We start from the raw sequence: 18,989 nt of genomic DNA on the forward strand, positions 1-18,989 counted from the left end.
ACTCCTTGTGAAGCACAACACTCTTGGTTACGTGCGGCTACTTTATGCCATTCACACTGAATCGAGGCTGAACCATGGATGATCCCGCCTCGTTCCCCTCTTCAATCAGATAGTGATCCCCATCGACTGGCGCAAGTAAGCGCCCGCACCGAGTAGCCCCGGCCCTTCATGGGTGATCAGAAACACCGGGATCTCCTTGAGATAGGACTTGAAGCGCCCCTTGTCTTCAAAGGCGACCCGGAAACCGGAACCGGTAAAGAACTCCTGGAAGCGCGGCACTATGCCACCTGCGATATAGACGCCGCCAAAGGTGCCCATATTGAGGGCCAGATTGCCGGCAAAGCGGCCCATCAGCACGCAGAACAGGCTCAGGGTGCGACGGCAATCGAGGCACTCCCCGGCCAGTGCGCGCTCGGTAATGTCTTTGGGGGCAAACGGCTCTGGCTCACGGCCATCGGATTTCACCAGCCCGCGATAGAGATTGACCAAGCCCGGGCCGGAGAGGAAACGCTCTGCCGAGACATGGCCCAATTCGCCTCGCATTACTTGCAGCACCGCATCTTCCTCTTCGGTGTTGGCAGCAAAATCCACATGACCACCTTCACCCGGCAGGCTCAGCCACTGCTCACCCGCCTTGACCAGATGGGCGACCCCAAGGCCGGTGCCCGCACCATATATGGCGATGGGCTTGCCCGCTACCGGCGCGGCGCCGCCAAGCTGGATGCGATCCGATTCAGCCAATACCGGCACAGCCATCGAGACCGCAGTAAAGTCGTTGATCACTTGCAGGCGTGCCAGCCCGAGATTGCTCTGCATCTCGCTGATGGAGAACTCCCAGCTGTGGTTGGTCATGGCAACCCAGTCACCATTGATGGGGCAGGCGATGGCGATGCAGGCTTCAGCCACCTGTACCTTGTGTTCTTCCAGATAGAGGCGTACCACGGCTTCAAGGCTGGGATGGGCCAGACCTGAGTAGGTCTTTGCCTGAGAGATCGTACCGGTGGCCAGCTCACACAGGGCCAGACGCGCATTGGTGCCGCCGACATCGCCGACCAGCGCATGGGTATGCTGCATAACAACTCCTTCGTTACAGGATGGGGACGACTCTGGTGTCCCGAGATTATTGTTGGATTATGACGGCCCATTCTATCCGAGCTCAGGCTTGCTCACCCGCCGGATCGATACAAACGTGCGCCTGCTCACAGTGTTGTTGCTTTGCAACATTTGTAAGCGCTTTCATGGCTAGGTGACGTTTTGTAACGAAAAGTACGAAATAATTAGAGATGAGTCATACTTTGTATGGCAGGCGTTAGTTGCGATAACCGCTTGTCTTGTATAGTCCTTAGCTTGAATGGAAACTTGCTTAGCCGTAGATTGAGTGCAAAGACACTGAAGCTAAATTACAAAAACGCCTGGTGGTGATGATGAATACCCTTGATAAAATTACGAACAACTTGGAAAGTTTCAGTAAATCAGAACGCAAGGTTGCCGAGGTGATCCTGGCGTCTCCCCAGACCGCCATCCACTCCAGCATCGCTGCTCTGGCCAAGATGGCCGATGTCAGTGAACCGACCGTCAACCGCTTTTGCCGCCGTCTCGATACCAAGGGCTTTCCTGATTTCAAACTCCATCTGGCCCAGAGCCTGGCCAATGGCACCCCTTACGTAAATCGTCATGTGGAAGCGGAAGATGGGCCTGATACCTACACCGCCAAGATCTTCGAATCCACCATGGCTTGTCTGGATGCCGCCAAAAACAGCCTGGATATCTCTGCCATCAACCGCTGCGTCGATATCCTGACCCAGTCCAAGAAGATCAGCTTCTTTGGCCTTGGCGCCTCCTCCGCCGTTGCCCGCGATGCCCAGAACAAATTCTTTCGCTTCAACATTCCGGTAGTGAGCTTTGACGATATCGTCATGATGCGCATGAGCTGCATCAACAGCAGCGAAGGGGATGTAGTGGTGCTGATCTCCCACACCGGTCGCACCAAGGCGCTGGTCGAAATCGCCGCGCTGGCTCGCGAGAACGACGCCACCGTGATCGGTATGACCGCCAAGGACTCCCCGCTGGCCCGCGAGTGCAATCTGGTGCTCTCCATGGATGTGCCGGAAGATACCGATGTCTATATGCCGATGGCATCCCGCATCGCCCAGCTGGCGCTGGTGGATGTGCTGGCGACCGGTTTTACCCTGCGCCGGGGGATGAAATTTCGCGAAAATCTGAAGAAAGTGAAAGAGGGATTGCGCGAATCCCGCTTCGAAACCCCGCACTCTTCCTGAACCGTCGGGGGCTCCGGCCCCCGACTGTCTATGCCACCCGCCTTGGTGTAGTATTGTAATTTAATAACAAAAACCACCCAGATGGTTTGTAAACGGGTGCATCGAGCCATGGGCTTGATGGGGCAGAATCTCAAGTCATATCAACTTCATATTGGAGTCTTTCATGCCTAGACGTACAAAGATTGTAACCACACTCGGTCCGGCTACCGACCGCGAAGGGATCCTCGAAGGGATCATCCGCGCCGGGGCCGACATGGTGCGGATGAACTTCTCTCACGGCACTGCTGAAGACCATATCCTGCGCGCCAATCAGGTGCGTGACATTGCTGCCAAGCTCGGTCGTCACGTCGCCATCATGGGTGATCTGCAAGGCCCGAAAATCCGTGTTTCCACTTTCAAGGATGGCAAAATCTATCTGGCCATCGGTGACAAGTTCATTCTCGACGCGGCACTCGGCAAGGGTGAAGGGTGTCAGGAGCAGGTCGGTATCGACTATAAGAGCCTGCCAGACGATGTGGTACAGGGCGACATCCTGCTGCTGGACGATGGTCGTGTGCAGTTGAAGGTCGAGCAGGTTGAAGGCACCCGCATTCACACCACGGTGACCGTGGCTGGGCCGCTCTCCAACAACAAGGGCATCAACAAGAAAGGGGGCGGTCTCTCCGCTCCGGCCCTGACCGAGAAGGACAAGGAAGACATCAAGACCGCTGCCCGCATGAATGTGGACTATCTGGCTGTCTCCTTCCCGCGCTGTGGCGATGATCTGCGCTACGCCCGCGAGTTGGCCCGCGAAGCCGGTTCCAATGCCAAGATCGTGGCCAAGGTTGAGCGCGCCGAAACCGTCGCCACCGATGAGGCGATGGAAGACATCATCCTCGGTTCCGATGCTGTGATGGTCGCCCGTGGCGATCTGGGTGTCGAGATCGGTGACCCCGAGCTGGTTGGCGTACAGAAGAAGCTGATCCGCCACTCCCGTCGTCTGAACCGTGTGGTGATCACCGCGACCCAGATGATGGAATCGATGATCAATGCGCCGCTGCCGACTCGTGCAGAGGTCATGGACGTGGCCAACGCCGTGCTGGATGGTACCGATGCGGTGATGCTCTCCGCCGAGACTGCTGCCGGTCAGTTCCCCATCGAGACCGTGACCTCCATGGCGAGCGTCTGTGTCGGTGCCGAGAAGCACCCGAGCCTGAACGTCTCCAACCACCGCATGAGCTACACCTTCACCTCGGTAGAAGAGGCGGTGGCCATGTCCACCATGTATGCGGCCAACCACCTGGAAGGGGTCAAGGCGATCGTGGCACTGACCGAATCCGGTACTACGCCGCTGCTGATGTCCCGTATCAGCTCCGGTCTGCCGATCTTTGCCATGTCTCCCCACAACAAGACCCTGGCCTGGACCAATCTCTACCGTGGCGTCACCCCGGTGATGTTTGACGGTGACGAGACCAAGCCGGTCTACGAAGTGTGCCGCGACGCGCTGGCCGTGCTCAAGGAGAAGGGGCTGCTGCAGAGCGGCGACATGGTGCTGCTGACTCACGGTGACAAGATGGAAACCGTGGGCAGTACCAACACCTGCAAGGTGATGATGGTCGAATAAGCCTGTCCGGTTTTACTGTGCTTAACAAGGCTGCTCCTCTTTGATGAGCAGCCTTTTTGTTAACTGCTGTCGGGCTGTTGCGGGATAAACAGGACTCAATGATTGCTTAACCAGATTCCCCTTCCGATAATGCGGGAGTGATTTTCAGCGGGTAGCCTGTTGTAGGTGATCGCACCAGGTAACCCAGACACTCGACAATACGGGAGTGAAAAAATGAACAAGCGTAACTGGTTGCTGGCCCTGTCACTGAGTCTGGCCTTCTCACCCTGTTATGCCGACTGGGCCAAGCTCAAGGCCGCAGCGTCCGATCTGGGAGCGGCAGTGAGCGAGACCAGCAAGGAGGTGTGGCAGGATGTCAGCGATTTTTCCAAAAAGAGCTGGGCTTCCATCTCGGCCTGGGGAGAGGATGCCTTCAATACCGCTGGGGTCTGGACCGACAAGAGCATCGCGACCGGCAAGGAGTGGCTGAAGGCGGCCGACAAGGAGCTCAACGAGATGCTCAACCCCAAGACGGCGAAAGAGGCGAGGATCGCGCTCAATACCATGGCCGACACTGCGCTGATCCGGTTGTTCAACGAGCAGCCATCAGCCAAGTTGTTGTTTGACAAGGCTTATGGCTATGCAGTGTTCGATTCGCGCAAGTTCTCCCTGATGCTGCATACCAATCAGGGGGCCGGGGTGGCGGTCAATCGCAAAACCGGCAAGCACACCTATATGAAGATGTTTGGCGCAGGTCTGGCGGCCGGGATTGGTGGCAAGTTCTATCAGCAGGTGATCCTGTTTGAAGACAAGGCCAGATTCGATGCCTTCGTGACACAGGGGTGGGAGGCTACCTCCGAAGTGGGCGTGGTGGCAGGCAAGGAGAGCGCCGAACTGATCGCCAAATACAATGGCGGCATGGCCATCTACCAGATTGGCGAGAAGGGGTTGCTGCTCGATGCCAATATCTCCGGCTCCAAGTACTGGATTGACAAGGACTTGACTGAAACGAGCCGCTAATCCCGCCGTTATCGGTTGCTCACTGCACGCCATGCGCTTGTCGTGATCTTGCCAACAGGCCCGCAGTGCGGGCCTGTTTGTTCTCTCGGTGTCAGTGGGCTGAATAGACCTGCTTGCCCTTGAACATGGTCCAGAGCACCTTGGTCTCCTTGATCTCTTCGCTTGCTACCTGTTCCAGATTGCGATCCAGCAAGATCAGGTCAGCACTCTTGCCCGCGCTGATGGAGCCAATCTCTTTCTCCCGTCCAATTACCTTGGCGGCGTTGAGGGTATAGGCCTGCAAGATGGCCTGACGGCTGATCTGCTCGCTGGCGGGGGGCAGCAAGCCAAGCTCCCCTTGACGAGTGATCGCGGTATACATGGCGAGGAAAGGGTTGGGGCTGGAGACCGGCCAGTCACTGGCACCGGCGATAATGGCGCCGCTTTGCAGCAAGCTGCCTGCCGGATAGAGGCGGGCTAGCAGTGCCGGGGGCACTTTTCCTTCAAGCAGCAGGGTGGTCGCCACGTTTTTTCCGGCCCACAACAGTTGCATCGATGCGGCCACATTGAGCGGTTTGAAACGGGCAATGCTGGCCGGGCTCACCACCTCCAGATGGGTGATGCTGTGCAGCAAGCGGTGATCCCGATTGTGGGCCCGGGCATAGGCGATGGCATCGAGGGATTCTCGGACGGCCCGATCGCCGATGGCATGAAAGTGAGCGATCAGTTGATGGGCATCCGCGGTGCGGATCAGCTCGTTGAAACGCTGCTTGTCCAAATCGTCCTTGCCGCTGTAACCGGGACGGTTGAGGTAGGGCTCGCTCAACTTGGCGGTCTGGGATGGATACTCGATGACACCATCTTGCAGGATCTTGATCCCCACCAGTTTAACGTCCGGGGCATCTTGAAACTGCTGTCGCAGCGCCAATACGTCATCAATGATGACGGGTGAGGCATGTATCCCCACCAGTGCCAATGCAGATACATGTCCGGTCAGCTTGCCTTCCCGGGAGAGCATGCTGTACGCCGGCAGCAGGCCGGTATCGCGGCGATCCGGCTCGGCGTTGAAGATGGGCGCAAGGGGGCGAATGTTGCTGATAGGGTCCATCCAGGCGGTAATGCCCACCTGATTGAGCTGTTTGGCGGCGGTCATGATGGCCTTGGCAATCGTCTCGTCGCTGACGGGGGGCAGGGCCTTGAGGATGGCATCCCAGCCGCCTTCCGAGGCAAAGCCATTGAGCTTGCCGGATGGGGTGAGGCCAAAAGTGCCTTTCAGCGGAGCATAACGGCCGTCAAGGGAGCCGGCATCAATGCCAGCCTTGCGCAGCATGGCCTGATTGGCCCAACCGGTGTGGGCATCCGAACCGGCAAGCACCACCGGGATCTGCCGGTATTGCGGGCCATTGAACACCTGATCGAGCAGGGGAAGCTGATGCCAGTAGTCGAGGGAGACATTGCTGTATAGCTCTACATCGCCCAGTGTCAGGCGGGGATCATCCTTGCTGCGGGTCAGAAATTGCTGCACCTGCTCAACCTCATTCATGGCATCGGGAAAGTTAACCGTCATCCCCTGAAAACCGGCAAATGCCGCATGAACATGGCTGTCGATGAGGCCTGGCATCAGGTACTTTCCTTTCAGATCAAGACGCTTGGCATGGCTGCCAAGGCGGGCACTGACCTCCTGATAGCTGCCGACTGCCACTATCTTTTTACCTTCAATGCCGACCGCTTCCGGGTGAGGGTTCGCCGGATCACCACTGTAGATGGTGCCGCCAAAGATCAGCGTCTGGCTCTGTGACTGGGCATTGGCGGCAGCGGGAAGCGTTACCAGCAGGCTGGCTAGAAACAGCGTTTTGATATTCATGGGCATGACTCCGTCGCTTCGGTGCCCGAAGGCACCGAAGTGGGTAAATGGAAATGAGGTATCGGCTTATCGGTTGATCAGCGGGATACAGATATCAAACACGTAATGATCCCGGTCGGAGTCCGTGCCTGAGTGGTATTGCTCGTAACACGGACGATCGTCGCAGTTCAGCCCTTGGCCCACTACCCAGCGAAACGCCGTCTCCCAGCAAGCGACCAGTTGATCGCCGCGAGCGATAAACTGACAAACCGCATAGGGGCCCGCGGCGATGGTCTGGGTGGTTAACTGGCGCCCAGCGGGGATCTCTGGCCCCAGCTCGATGCAGACGTCAGTACGACAACGGGTCTCATCGGTGATATCGGGGATATCCCAATAGAGACTCAGGGTACCCGCCGGTGTCATCGCCTCGTCTGAGGCGAACAGCGCGAGCAAATCCCGATGAGCTTGCTCACAGGTCTCTTTGCCATAGGGGCCCAGGCGGCGCATGTACGCCACGCGCCTAGCGGGCATCTGCCTGACGCTTGCCCCCTGCAACAGACCCGGGTGTTCGGTGACCGGGTGCATGACCAGGCCATCATAGGTGTCAAAGGGAAGGGGATCGTTTCCAATCTTGCTTTTCCAGTTTCCCCCCTGCTGCTGGCGGTATTCCGAAGGGCTCATGGCGAAGTGCAGGCGAAAGGCCTTGGCGAAATTCTGGGAGCTGGAGAACCCGGCGGCCAGTGCGAGGGTGGTGATGTCGCTCTGGGGGGAGGCGAGCAAGCGACGGGCAGCGCGCTCCATACGCAGGCGCCGGGTAAATCCGGCAATGGTCTCGCCGACCATCGTCTTGAAAATACGGTGGAAGTGGAAGGTGGAGATGGCTGCCGCCGCTGCGACCTCATCCAGGCCCGGATTGTCATCCAGATGGTGGCTGATGTAGTCCATCGCCTTGAACACGGGTTTGCGATAATCCAGAGCGGACTCCTTGCCAGCCAGCAAAAGTGGGCGTCAGAGTCGGATTTAATCAGAGCCACCTGCCGTTGTCGAACCCGTCCGGCCTGGTCTGGCCACTCATCCTCGTCGCGTTTTTAACGCATTGGCACTCTAATTGCTTGTTGCATGCCAGCGTCAATGATTTGTCTGGGGATGGAAAATGGAAATTAGTGCAAGCAGCCTGATGCAAGAGATGCAGGCGCTCAAGATCGAAGCAGGCGCAACGCCGCTGGCACAACCCGGTCGTCAGGTAACCTCCGACTTTGGTCTGCTACTGCAACAGGCGCTTGGCAACGTCAACGAGCTGCAAGGGGCCGCCAATGATCTGCGTACCCGTTTCGACATGGGCGACAAGTCGGTGGATCTGGCCGAGGTGATGATCGCGGGCCAAAAATCCTCCATCGCCTTTGAAGCCACGGTACAGGTACGCAACAAGATGGTCGATGCCTACAAAACCATCATGAACATGCCGGTATAAGCGACGCCAATAAACCATGACGACTGAACATCATGAACATGTCAGCAATAAGGACATAAATCGTGGCTACTGACCAAAACGGCGATCTGCTGATAAACGATGAGGGCACCGCCGCCCTCGATGAAAATGAGCAGAAGAGTTCGGCGCTGGGCTTCCTGTCCAACACCGATGTGCTGCGGCAAATCACCCTGATCCTGGGGCTTGCCATCTGTCTGGCCATTGCGGTGTTTATCCTGCTGTGGGGCAAGGAGCCGGACATGCGTCCCCTCGGCACCTACACCACCCAGGAGCTGGTGAAGACTCTCGACTTCCTCGATCAGCAGAAAATTCCCTATGAAGTGGATGGCAAGAGCGTGCTGGTCAACGCCGAAAGCTACCCCACTATCCAGCTGGCCCTGACCCGTGCCGGTCTTGCCAATGCCACCGATAGCAACATCGGTGGTGAAGATATCCTGCTGAAAGATTCCAGTTTCGGCGTCAGCCAGCGGATGGAGAGTGAACGTCTGAAGCTGAGCCGCGAGCGCCAGCTGGCGAGCGCCATCGAACAGTTCCAGAATGTGGCCAAGGCCCAGGTGCTGCTGGCTATCCCGAGAGACAACGTGTTTGCCCGCAACGAACGCAAACCCAGTGCCACCGTGGTGCTCAACCTGAAAGGGGCGGCGCTGGGGCAGGGGGAGGTGGACTCCATCGTCGATATGGTTGCCTCTGCCGTGCACGGTCTCGAGCCGACCCGCGTCACCGTCACCGACCAGAATGGCCGCCTGCTCAACTCCGGCTCGCAAGACCCGATCTCGGCCCAGACTCGCAAAGAGTTTGCCATGCAGCAGAAGCAGGAGCTGGAGTACAAACAAAAAATTGACGCCATCCTGATCCCGGTGCTGGGGGCCGACAACTATACGGCGGAAGTGGATCTCTCCCTCGACTTCTCCCAGCAGGAGCAGACCCGCAAGACTTACAACCCGGATCTGCCTGCAGTGCGCTCCGAAATGACCATGGAAGAGAACAGCGCCAGCGGCAGCAATGGTGGGGTGCCCGGCGCGCTCTCCAACCAGCCCCCTGCCGCCTCCAATATTCCCGAGGAGGCGACCGGTGGTGATGGTGCCAGCGCTGCTGCTTCGGGCCGTTCCCGCAAAGAGGCAACCCGCAACTTCGAGCTGGATACCACCGTCAGCCATACCCGTCGCCAGATGGGTGGCATTCGCCGTATGACTGTTTCGGTTGCCGTGGATTACAAAGCGGTACCCGGTGCCGACGGGGCCGTGACCCGTGAGGCACGCACCCAGGCAGAACTCGATACATTGCGTCGTTTGCTGAGCGGTGGCCTTGGCTTTGATGTGACCCGTGGTGATACCCTTGAGGTGGTCGCGATTCCGTTCAATCGCCCAGAGCTGGATACCGTGGCCGAAGTGCCGCTCTACGACCAGCCCTGGTTCTGGCGTGCGGTGCGGATTGCCGCCTCGGTACTGGTGATCATCGTCTTGATCGTCACCGTGGTTCGCCCCATGCTCAAGCGACTGCTCTATCCGGATGCCAAACCGGAAGGGGAAGTGGATTTCGACAACCACACCGTACTGGGTGGCGACGACGAGTTGAGTCTGCTGTCAGCACAAGTCGAGAACGATCAGGTATTTGGTGTACGCGATGGCCAGCTGAAACTGCCGGATCTGCACCGTGATGAAGACTTGCTCAAGGCGGTACGTGCGCTGGTGGCGAACGAGCCGGATCTGGCCGCTCAGGTCATTAAAGAATGGGTAACGAACAAAGATGCCTGAAGAAAAGAAGAGTCAAGTCACCGGCAATGACATCACCGACAGTCAGCGCCAGATCCTCGACCAGATGTCGGGGATGGAGATGGCTGCGGTGCTGATGCTGAGCCTCAATGAAGAGGATGCCGCCCAGATCTTCCGTCATCTCGAGCCCAAGCAGGTGCAGCGGCTCGGTATGTCGATGGCCTCCATGTCCGACTTCAGTCACGATCGGGTGGCGGCGGTGCACCGTCAATTCATCGACGATATCCAGAAGTACACCAACATCGGTATCGGCAGCGAAGACTTCGTGCGCAAGGCGTTGGTGGCGGCCCTTGGCGAGGACAAGGCGAGCAACCTGGTGGACCAGATCATTCTCGGTTCCGGCGCCCGTGGTCTCGATTCGCTCAAGTGGATGGATGCCCGTCAGGTGGCCAGCATCATCCAGAACGAACACCCGCAGATCCAGACCATCGTGCTCTCCTATCTGGAGCCGGAGCAGTCCGCCGAGATCCTGAGCCAGTTCCCGGAGCAGGTGCGCCTCGATCTGGTGATGCGTATCGCCAACCTCGAAGAGGTACAACCGGCGGCACTGCAAGAGTTGAACGACATCATGGAGAAACAGTTCGCCGGTGCGGCCGGTGCCCAGGCAGCCAAGATGGGCGGCCTGAAGGCTGCCGCCAACATCATGAACTATCTGGATACCAATATCGAAGGCCAGCTGATGGACTCCATCCGCGAGTCGGACGAAGAGATGAGCCAGCAGATCCAGGATTTGATGTTCGTGTTCGAAAACCTCATCGATGTGGACGATCGCGGCATCCAGACCATGCTGCGGGAAGTGCCTGGGGATCTGCTGCAACGCGCCCTCAAGGGCTCCGACGATCAGATGCGCGAGAAGATCTTCAAGAACATGTCCAAACGGGCGGCCGAAATGCTGGCGGACGATCTGGAGGCCATGGGGCCGATCCGGGTCTCCGAAGTGGAAGCAGCCCAGAAAGAGATCCTCTCCATCGCCCGTCGTCTGGCGGATGCTGGCGAAATCATGCTGGGTGCCGGTGGCGGCGAGGAGTTCCTCTAAGCCATGGCCCATAAACAGAACCGCGATGCCAAGCCCGCATCAGGCAGTGGTGAGGAGCCGCGCAAAGCATGAACAACAAACTGCGTGGGTATGTGCGCCCCGAGGGCGATGATGCCCGGGTTGAGACTTGGGGCTGGCCCGAGATGGAGGTCGAGGTAGAGGCGGGAGCGCCTACCAATGCCCTTGGCCTGGCCCCTGACTGGTATCAGCAGGAAGAGGAGGTGGTGGAGCCGGAGCCCGAACAGGAGCCGGCCCCCAGCATCACCGCCGAAGAGCTTGAAGCGATCCGTCAGGCCGCCTGGGAAGAGGGGATGGCCGAGGGGCGCGAGTCCGGTTATGCCAAGGGGATGGAAGAGGGCAAGCTGGAAGGATTGCAACAGGGCCACTCTGCCGGTCTCGAACAGGGGCGCGAGGAGGGGCTGGCTATGGGGCGCGAGCTGGTGGAGCAGGAGATCGCCCACTGGCAGGGGCTCGCCACCCGCCTTGCCAATCCGCTTAACGAGCTGGATCAGGCGGTGGAGCAGCAGCTGGTCTCCCTGGTGATGCAACTGGCCCGCGCGCTTATTCGTCACGAAGCGGAGACCTCTCCTCGTATTTTGCTGGAGGCGCTTAAAGAGGGGTTGGCCTTGCTGCCTGCCGCCGAACAGGGGGTGACTCTGATGTTGCATCCCGACGATATCGCACGCATCGAGCAGGCATTTGGCGCCGAAGAGTGCGCCAAGCGCCACTGGCGATTGCAGAGCGATCCCACCCTTTCCCCTGGCGATCTGCAACTGGCGACCGAGCTCTCCAGCATCGATCTGACCCTCTCCGGTCGCATCGATCAGTTGCTGCGCAACTTCTTGCGGGACAATGCGTCGCAGAAACCGGCTTCGCAGGACTCACGCCCATAACCGATACCGGACGTTGCTGTCCGGCTGCACTTTTTAGCTCTCAGGAGGCCAGATGAGCGGCTCGCTACTGAACCGGTTGCAAGGGTACAAGGTACGCGACAGCGCCCCCAAACCGCCGGTCGCCGGTAAATTGACCCGGGTGGTGGGGCTGACCCTCGAAGCCATCGGCTGCCGCGCCGCCATCGGTGCCCTCTGCCGCATCGATACCCTTGATGGGACGCTGGAGGCTGAAGTGGTCGGTTTTTCTGGCGATCGCCTCTATCTGATGCCGAGCGAGCAGCTCAAGGGGGTGATCCCCGGTGCCCGAGTGGTGCCCATCACCGAAGAGCACGGCATTCCGGTCGGCATGAACCTGCTTGGTCGAGTCATCGACGGCATCGGCCAGCCACTCGATGGGCTCGGCCCCATTCTCTCCTCCCAGACCGTGCAGTTTGCCCAACACCGCATCAACCCGCTTTCTCGCCGCCCGATCCATCAGCCGATGGACGTGGGGGTACGTGCCATCAATGCAGTGCTGACGGTAGGGCAGGGCCAGCGGATGGGGCTGTTTGCCGGTTCCGGTGTCGGTAAATCGGTGCTGCTTGGCATGATGACCCGCGGCTCGGTGGCGGATGTGGTAGTGGTCGGCCTCATCGGTGAACGGGGTCGTGAGGTGAAAGAGTTTATCGAAGACATTTTGGGAGAGGAGGGGCGAGCCCGCTCCGTGGTGGTGGCGGCTCCCGCCGACGCCTCGCCACTGATGCGGCTCAAGGGGTGTGAAACGGCGCTGGCCATCGCCGAGTATTTTCGCGATCAGGGGCTTAATGTGCTGCTCTTGATGGACTCCCTCACCCGTTATGCCCAGGCCCAGCGTGAAATCGCGCTGGCGGTGGGCGAGCCGCCAGCGACCAAGGGTTATCCACCGTCGGTATTTGCCAAATTACCGGCGCTGGTGGAGCGGGCGGGTAACGGCAGTGACGGCCAGGGCTCCATCACCGCCTTCTTCACCGTCTTGACCGAGGGGGATGACCTGCAAGATCCCATTGCCGATGCGGCGCGGGCGATCCTCGATGGCCACATAGTGTTGTCGCGCGAGCTGGCCGATGCGGGCCACTATCCGGCTATCGATATCGAGAAGTCCATCAGCCGGGTTATGCCTATGGTGACCTCGCCGGAACATATGGATCTGGCGCGCACCCTCAAGCAGTTCTACTCCCTCTATCAGCAGAACCGGGATCTCATCACCATCGGCGCCTACAGTCAGGGTTCCGATCCGCGCATTGACCGCGCCATCATTCAAAAACCCTATCTGGATCAGTTCTTGCAGCAGGGGATGCGCGAGGTCATTCACTACGATGATGGCCTGCAAGCCTTGCAGATGGTGGCGATGCCATTGATGCGCTGATGATGGTCGGTAACAGAGAGGTCGACGATGAGTAAAGGGTTGGTATTGTTGGCCGATCGGCTGGTGGAGGCGGAGCAGCAGTGTGCGCTAGCACTGGTGAAGGCGCAGCAGGATCTCAAGCTGTTCATGGATCAGCAAAATGCTCTCAACCAGTACCGCCAGATCTATCACCAGCAGTGGACCGATCGCGGCCTACAGGGGATTTCGCCCCAGCAAAATACCCAGTATCACGCCTTTATCAACAAGCTCGAACAGGCAGCGACCCAGCAGTACGAAGGGGTGTTGCAGGTGCGTCAGGCGCTGGAACAGCGCCGTGAAGAGTGGCTGGCGGCCCAGCAGCGGCGCAAGGCGGTGGAGCTGTTGCTGGAGAAGCAAGCGAGCCGCGAGCAGCAGAAAGCCCAGCGTCAGGAGCAGAAGATGCTGGATGAGTACGCCATGTTGCGACGCTTTCATCAATCTGGCCTGTAACTTGCTTTGATATGGACATTGTCGGCGGCCATCTCTTTGGGGGCCACCAGAATTCAGGGATCCCATCATGATGCAGACACTGTTGACACAAACGCCTTCGGCTCCGGCCAACGGGTTGGACAAAGCGCCTCTGAGCGGTTCCGTCGAGAGCAAAAGCATTGATGGTCGAACCGGCAGCGACAGCAAGGGGGATTTCGCCACCCTGATTGCCAAGGCCCGGAACAGCGAGCAGGGCGCCGCCGAGGCCACTCAGGGCGGTAACCATGTCCGATCAGCCAAATCTTTGGCGACCGAGAGCGCCTCCCCCAAAGAGGAGACCAGCAAGGAGCAGGATCCTGACGCCGACAACAAGGTGGAGGAGGTCCCTGCCACCGACTTTCTGCTGCGCCTGCAAGACTCCCTCAAGCTCGATACCTCGCTAGTGACTCCCCAGCTGGCGGTGGCGGCCCAACAGAGCGCCACTGCGGTAGACGGCAATCCGTTGCCGCAAGAGGGTGAGCTGGAGGGGATTGCGCTTGATGAAGGCGAGCAGCCCCCTGCCGCTGCCAGAATTGCCAGCCAGCTTGCCGGTCAGACCGGGGCGCAGTCGCCGCTGGCGACGACCGCAAACTCGACTTCAGAAACCACCGTATCCTCCTCAGCGGCGCGAGTGGTGGCGAAGGGCGATGCCTCTGCTGCCGTTCTCTCCTCTGAAGGTGAAGATGCCGCCACCACTGCGGATGGGCAGACCGGGGAGAAAGCCTCTGCCAAGGGCGAAACCCTCGGGGCAGATGGCAAGCACACCAAGCCCATCACGGGGGCAGAGCGGATGACCCAGCTGGCCAAGGTGCTGCCGGTCGATGAGTCGGCAAGCACCACCAAATCCGCTGAGTCACTCGCAACAAAAGAGGCTGGCGACAGCAAATCCGATCTCGCCGCCAGCAATGCTTTGACTAACAAGGGGCAGGCGACGCAAGCCGCGACTCAGGGGGCTGCGCTCAAGGCCTTCAATGAGGGGCTCAAGCAGCCTGAGGCGGGCGCTGCAACAACTTCAGCAGCTGCGGATGGAAGTGGGGTAGCTGGCAAGGGGGCAGAAAAGAGTGCCGCCGAGGGTAGCCAGCAGCCAGCCACCGCCGCCAATCAAGGTTCGGCGCCCGTGAGGACGGCGCAGAGTGCCGCAGAAAGTGCCGCAGCCCAGAGCAGCGTAACGGCAAATGCGACGGCTCAGACCGATAGTGCTGCCGCCCCCGTGATGGTGGCGCCGCAGCAGGTGTTGGCACAGGCTGAATCTCAGGGGCCGCAAGCACCGCTGTCGACTATTTCAGCCGGCATCAAGCAGATGGAAGTGACCGGCGCCGACGAGGTGCGAAAAGCGCTTTCGCTTGAGGTAAAACCGAAGGCCGGTGAGGCGGAGAAGAGCTTGGTTGCGACGACATCTAGCAGTGAGAGCAGCCCGAGCCAGACCGTTCAGCATGGCCAGAACAGCCAGCCCCAGGTGGTCGAGAGTCGGGCGCCCGCCGCTGAGACTACGCTGCGACGTGAGCCGCAGAATTTACCCCATTTGAAACTGGCCAGTCAGGAAGCGCCTGCCGAATTGCACCAGAAGGTGAACGTGATGCTGGCCGAAAAGCTGCAACAGGCGGAAATTCAGCTCGACCCCCTTGGCCTTGGCAAGATGAAGATCCAGATCCAGATTGGCGCCGACAGCCAGGCCAACGTCCATTTCGTGGTACAACATGGACAGACCCGCGAGATGCTGGAGCAGGCGATGCCCCGGCTGCGTGACATGCTGGCAGGGCAGGGGATCCAGCTTGGCCAGACGCAGGTGCAGCAGCAGTCGCAACAACAGCAGCAACAGGGCCAGCCCACCTTTAACGGGCAGGGGCAGCAAGGTCAGAGTAGTGGACAGCCGCGGTCCGGTAACGGGCTGGTTGAAGGGGAACTCACCACTTCCAACCCCAGTTTGCTGGTGGAATCTACAAACGGTTCCGGAATTGATTTCTATGCTTGATGCAATCCCGAGTAAGTTTATGATATCGAACAAGTTTGAGACTAGGGTGGACAAGGGATGGCTGACGATAACGAGTTGACGCTAAAAGACCCGGCTGCGGGCAAGAAAAAGAAGCTGATCATTATCATTGCCCTGGCGGTAATTTTGCTGGGCGGTGGTGGTGCTGGCGCCTTCCTGATGCTCTCCGGCTCCGATAAACCGCCCGCTGAAGCGGCGGAAGGTGCCGAGGCCACACCCAAGGAGGAAGCGCCTAAACCTTCCCTCTATGTCGGTATGCCGCGCCCCTTTGTCTTCAACGTCGCAGGTGCCCAGCGAGATAGACTGGTGCAGATCAAGATCCAGCTGATGGTACGCGGTACCGCCGACGAGACGCTGGCCAAACAGAATATCCCCCTGATTGAAGGCACCTTGCTGCGGGTATTCAGCGCAGCCAGTGCCGAACAGCTGATGACCTTTGAAGGCAAGGAGAAGCTGCGCAAGGATTCACTGGAAGAGTGCCGTCGGGTGCTCAAGGACCTGGTCTCTTCCCCCGTTATCGAACAAGTGCTGTTTACCGGCTTTGTAATGCAGTAGGTGAAGCGTGAGCGATCTGTTAAGTCAGGACGAAATTGATGCCCTCTTGCACGGTGTCGATGATGTCGAAGAGGAAGAGATAGGCGGCGCTGGAGACCCCGGCGTAGCCCAGTTTGACTTCTCCTCCCAAGACCGCATCGTCCGTGGTCGCATGCCGACGCTGGAGCTGGTGAATGAACGTTTCGCCCGCCATATGCGGATCAGCCTGTTCAACATGATGCGTCGTACCGCTGAGGTCTCCATCAACGGCGTGCAGATGCTCAAGTTTGGCGAGTATGTTCATACCCTGTTTGTGCCGACCAGTCTCAACATGGTGCGCTTCCGCCCGCTCAAGGGGACGGCACTCATCACCATGGAGGCCCGACTGGTCTTCATCCTGGTGGAGAACTTCTTCGGTGGCGATGGCCGTTATCACGCCAAGATTGAAGGGCGCGAGTTCACGCCGACCGAACGGCGCATTATCCAGATGCTGCTCAAACTGGTGTTTGAGGATTACAAGGATGCCTGGGCGCCGGTGATGGATGTGGGGTTCGAGTATCTCGACTCCGAAGTGAACCCTGCGATGGCCAACATCGTCAGCCCGACCGAGGTGATCGTGGTCAGCTCGTTCCACATCGAGCTCGATGGTGGCGGCGGCGACTTCCACGTGGCGATGCCTTATTCCATGCTGGAACCGATCCGCGAGCTGCTGGATGCCGGTGTGCAGAGTGACAAGGGGGATACCGACGTACGTTGGAGCAAGGCACTGCGTGACGAGATCATGGACGTCAAGGTGGAGCTGCGCGCCAAGCTGCTGGAGACCGAACTCACCCTGCGTGAGCTGATGGAGCTGCGACCCGGCGATATCATTCCGGTCGATATGCCGGAAAATTTGCTGGTCTTTGTGGAAGACTTGCCCACTTTCCACGCCAAGATGGGCCGCACCAAGGATAATGTGGCGCTCAAGATTACCGACAAGCTCAAACGTCCGGAAGGGGTCAAGACGGAGATGCATCTGGTGACCCGGGGCGGAGTACGAATTGATGGCGAGGCCGAGCTGGAAGAGCTCGAGCGCAGTATCGAAGATCAACAGCGATAATTGACGGTTTATTACGGTAAACGGTCACGAAGTAGCATAAGGAAACAAGATGAGCGGAACTGAGGAAGAGGATCTGATGGCTGATGCCTGGGCTGCGGCTCTGGAGGAGCAGGTGACGGCGGAAGCCAAGCCAGCCCCGCTGGAAGAGTTGAAAGATGATGCCCCCATCAGTGCCGAGGAGCGTCGCAAGCTCGACACCATTCTCGATATTCCGGTCACTATCGCCATGGAGGTGGGCCGCAGCCAGATCAGTATCCGCAACCTGTTGCAGCTGAACCAGGGCTCGGTGGTGGAGCTGGATCGGGTTGCAGGCGAGCCGCTGGATGTATTGGTCAACGGTACCCTGATCGCTCATGGCGAGGTGGTGGTGGTGAACGACAAGTTCGGTATCCGCCTGACTGACGTCATCAGCCAGATTGAACGGATCAAGAAGCTCAAATGATGCGCCTCCTGTTGTTATTGCTGCCTGTTCCGGCCTTTGCCGAGACAGCGGCATCTGCCAACGAGCCTAGTCTGAGCTCCTGGTTGCTCTCCAGTCTGATGGTGATTGGTCTCATTCTGGTGCTGGGCTTTCTGCTCAAGAAGAGCAAGCTGGCGACCGCCATGGGGGGCGGCCAGATGCGGGTCATCGCCTCGTTGCCGGTGGGTTACAAAGAGAAGCTGCTGGTGGTCAAGGTGGGCGAACAGCAACTGCTGGTCGGCGTAACACCGCAGCAGGTCAACTTTCTCTACCGGCTGGAGGAGCCGCTGGATGAAAACCAGCCGCAGGCGTTTTCCCAGCAGCTTGGCAAATTGATGGGCAAGCATGAAAAAAGCTAACGGCTTATGGCTGAATACGGGGCTGCTGGTCAGCCTGCTGATACCACTGTTTTGCTCCTGGCCTGCGCTGGCACAAGACGCCATGTCGGCGGTGACCGTCAAGACCATGGGGGATGGCTCTCAGGAGTACAGCCTGACCCTGCAAGTGCTGGCGCTGATGACCGCGCTCTCCTTCTTGCCGGCCATGGTGATCATGATGACCTCGTTTACCCGCATCATTGTGGTGTTGGGTATCTTGCGCCAGGCGATCGGTCTGCAACAGAGTCCTTCCAACCAGGTGTTGATCGGCATCGCCCTGTTCATGTCGTTCTTCATCATGTCGCCGGTGCTGGATCGCATCAATGATGAGGCGTTGCAGCCCTATCTGGCCGAGACAATTCAGGCAAAGGATGCGCTGGAGCGGGCCGAGTTGCCCATCCATCAGTTCATGCTGGCCCAGACCCGCATCAAGGATCTCAACACCTTTATGGAGATCGCCAACGTGCAGGTGGAGAAACCTGCCGATGTGCCGCTACGAGTGCTGATCCCGGCGTTTGTCACCAGCGAGCTGAAAACCGCCTTCCAGATTGGTTTTATGCTGTTCTTGCCATTTCTGGTCATCGATCTGGTGGTCGCCAGTATTCTGATGGCGATGGGGATGATGATGCTCTCGCCGATGATTGTATCGCTGCCTTTCAAGCTGATGCTGTTTGTGATGGTGGATGGCTGGAACCTCATTCTGGGGTCGCTGGCCAACAGTTTCGGACTGGGTGCCGGTTAGCCGGTCGAGCGCAAGGAGCCCGAA

At 58.9% G+C, this 18,989-nt stretch carries 17 protein-coding genes and 1 pseudogene; 15 read left to right on the forward strand and 3 right to left on the reverse strand.

Features of this window, described 5'->3' with window-relative positions; all coding sequences use genetic code 11:
- Positions 1-105: 105 nt before the first annotated feature.
- Positions 106-1,077, reverse strand: a pseudogene (glk, locus tag AB5Y67_RS05705) (glucokinase); the annotation flags it as partial.
- A gap of 347 nt (positions 1,078-1,424) precedes the next feature.
- Between glk and AB5Y67_RS05710 the strand changes: the two are divergent.
- The 3 genes from AB5Y67_RS05710 (at position 1,425) to AB5Y67_RS05720 (ending at position 4,881) form a co-directional block, all read left to right on the forward strand.
- A complete protein-coding gene (locus AB5Y67_RS05710; RefSeq protein WP_005334759.1) occupies positions 1,425-2,279 on the forward strand; it encodes a MurR/RpiR family transcriptional regulator in 855 nt (284 codons plus the stop codon).
- 163 nt (positions 2,280-2,442) lie between these two features.
- Positions 2,443-3,882: a pyruvate kinase gene (pyk, locus tag AB5Y67_RS05715; RefSeq protein ID WP_005362071.1), complete on the forward strand. Its 1,440-nt coding sequence runs from the start codon at positions 2,443-2,445 to the stop codon at positions 3,880-3,882.
- A gap of 213 nt (positions 3,883-4,095) precedes the next feature.
- A complete protein-coding gene (locus AB5Y67_RS05720; protein ID WP_005362069.1) occupies positions 4,096-4,881 on the forward strand; it encodes a hypothetical protein in 786 nt (261 codons plus the stop codon).
- A gap of 91 nt (positions 4,882-4,972) precedes the next feature.
- Here AB5Y67_RS05720 and AB5Y67_RS05725 read toward each other — a convergent pair whose 3' ends face one another.
- Positions 4,973-6,724: an amidohydrolase gene (locus tag AB5Y67_RS05725; RefSeq protein ID WP_199428351.1), complete on the reverse strand. Its 1,752-nt coding sequence runs from the start codon at positions 6,722-6,724 to the stop codon at positions 4,973-4,975.
- A gap of 66 nt (positions 6,725-6,790) precedes the next feature.
- The gene (locus AB5Y67_RS05730) at positions 6,791-7,702 is read right to left on the reverse strand and encodes a GyrI-like domain-containing protein (RefSeq protein ID WP_199428352.1); all 912 of its coding nucleotides are present in this window, start codon (positions 7,700-7,702) and stop codon (positions 6,791-6,793) included.
- 154 nt (positions 7,703-7,856) lie between these two features.
- On the opposite strand from AB5Y67_RS05730, the gene fliE reads away from it, so the two are divergent.
- The 12 genes from fliE (at position 7,857) to fliP (ending at position 18,965) form a co-directional block, all read left to right on the forward strand.
- Positions 7,857-8,174 (forward strand): flagellar hook-basal body complex protein FliE, encoded by a 318-nt coding sequence (gene fliE / locus AB5Y67_RS05735; protein ID WP_005353687.1) that lies wholly within the window; start codon positions 7,857-7,859, stop codon positions 8,172-8,174.
- A 62-nt stretch (positions 8,175-8,236) separates the two neighbouring features.
- The gene (fliF, locus tag AB5Y67_RS05740; RefSeq protein ID WP_199428353.1) at positions 8,237-9,946 is read left to right on the forward strand and encodes a flagellar basal-body MS-ring/collar protein FliF; all 1,710 of its coding nucleotides are present in this window, start codon (positions 8,237-8,239) and stop codon (positions 9,944-9,946) included.
- Complete coding sequence (gene fliG, locus AB5Y67_RS05745) at positions 9,939-11,000, forward strand: flagellar motor switch protein FliG (RefSeq protein ID WP_005334749.1); 1,062 nt, start codon at positions 9,939-9,941, stop codon at positions 10,998-11,000. Before fliF ends, fliG begins: the two co-directional genes overlap by 8 nt.
- A gap of 68 nt (positions 11,001-11,068) precedes the next feature.
- On the forward strand, positions 11,069-11,893 hold the full coding sequence (fliH, locus tag AB5Y67_RS05750; protein WP_199428354.1) for a flagellar assembly protein FliH: 825 nt from the start codon (positions 11,069-11,071) through the stop codon (positions 11,891-11,893).
- A 52-nt stretch (positions 11,894-11,945) separates the two neighbouring features.
- Positions 11,946-13,277 (forward strand): flagellar protein export ATPase FliI, encoded by a 1,332-nt coding sequence (gene fliI / locus AB5Y67_RS05755; protein ID WP_005334747.1) that lies wholly within the window; start codon positions 11,946-11,948, stop codon positions 13,275-13,277.
- 27 nt (positions 13,278-13,304) lie between these two features.
- Entirely contained in the window at positions 13,305-13,745 is a 441-nt protein-coding gene (gene fliJ / locus AB5Y67_RS05760) for a flagellar export protein FliJ (RefSeq protein ID WP_005334746.1), read from the forward strand.
- A gap of 67 nt (positions 13,746-13,812) precedes the next feature.
- Positions 13,813-15,735, forward strand: a complete 1,923-nt coding sequence (locus AB5Y67_RS05765; RefSeq protein WP_199428355.1) for a flagellar hook-length control protein FliK — start codon at positions 13,813-13,815, stop codon at positions 15,733-15,735.
- A 57-nt stretch (positions 15,736-15,792) separates the two neighbouring features.
- Positions 15,793-16,308 carry a flagellar basal body-associated protein FliL gene (gene fliL / locus AB5Y67_RS05770; protein ID WP_043822474.1) on the forward strand — a complete coding sequence of 172 codons (516 nt, stop codon included), beginning with the start codon at positions 15,793-15,795 and terminating at the stop codon, positions 16,306-16,308.
- 7 nt (positions 16,309-16,315) lie between these two features.
- A complete protein-coding gene (gene fliM / locus AB5Y67_RS05775; protein WP_005334736.1) occupies positions 16,316-17,386 on the forward strand; it encodes a flagellar motor switch protein FliM in 1,071 nt (356 codons plus the stop codon).
- Positions 17,387-17,435: 49 nt separating this feature from the next.
- The gene (gene fliN / locus AB5Y67_RS05780; RefSeq protein ID WP_005298791.1) at positions 17,436-17,828 is read left to right on the forward strand and encodes a flagellar motor switch protein FliN; all 393 of its coding nucleotides are present in this window, start codon (positions 17,436-17,438) and stop codon (positions 17,826-17,828) included.
- Entirely contained in the window at positions 17,825-18,205 is a 381-nt protein-coding gene (fliO, locus tag AB5Y67_RS05785) for a flagellar biosynthetic protein FliO (protein ID WP_199428356.1), read from the forward strand. Before fliN ends, fliO begins: the two co-directional genes overlap by 4 nt.
- Complete coding sequence (gene fliP / locus AB5Y67_RS05790) at positions 18,192-18,965, forward strand: flagellar type III secretion system pore protein FliP (RefSeq protein WP_123172598.1); 774 nt, start codon at positions 18,192-18,194, stop codon at positions 18,963-18,965. The genes fliO and fliP overlap by 14 nt, the downstream gene beginning before the upstream one ends.
- The last annotated feature ends 24 nt before the right edge of the window (positions 18,966-18,989 follow it).

The organism is Aeromonas sp. s12 (assembly GCF_040907925.1).
Classification (GTDB): domain Bacteria; phylum Pseudomonadota; class Gammaproteobacteria; order Enterobacterales; family Aeromonadaceae; genus Aeromonas; species Aeromonas veronii.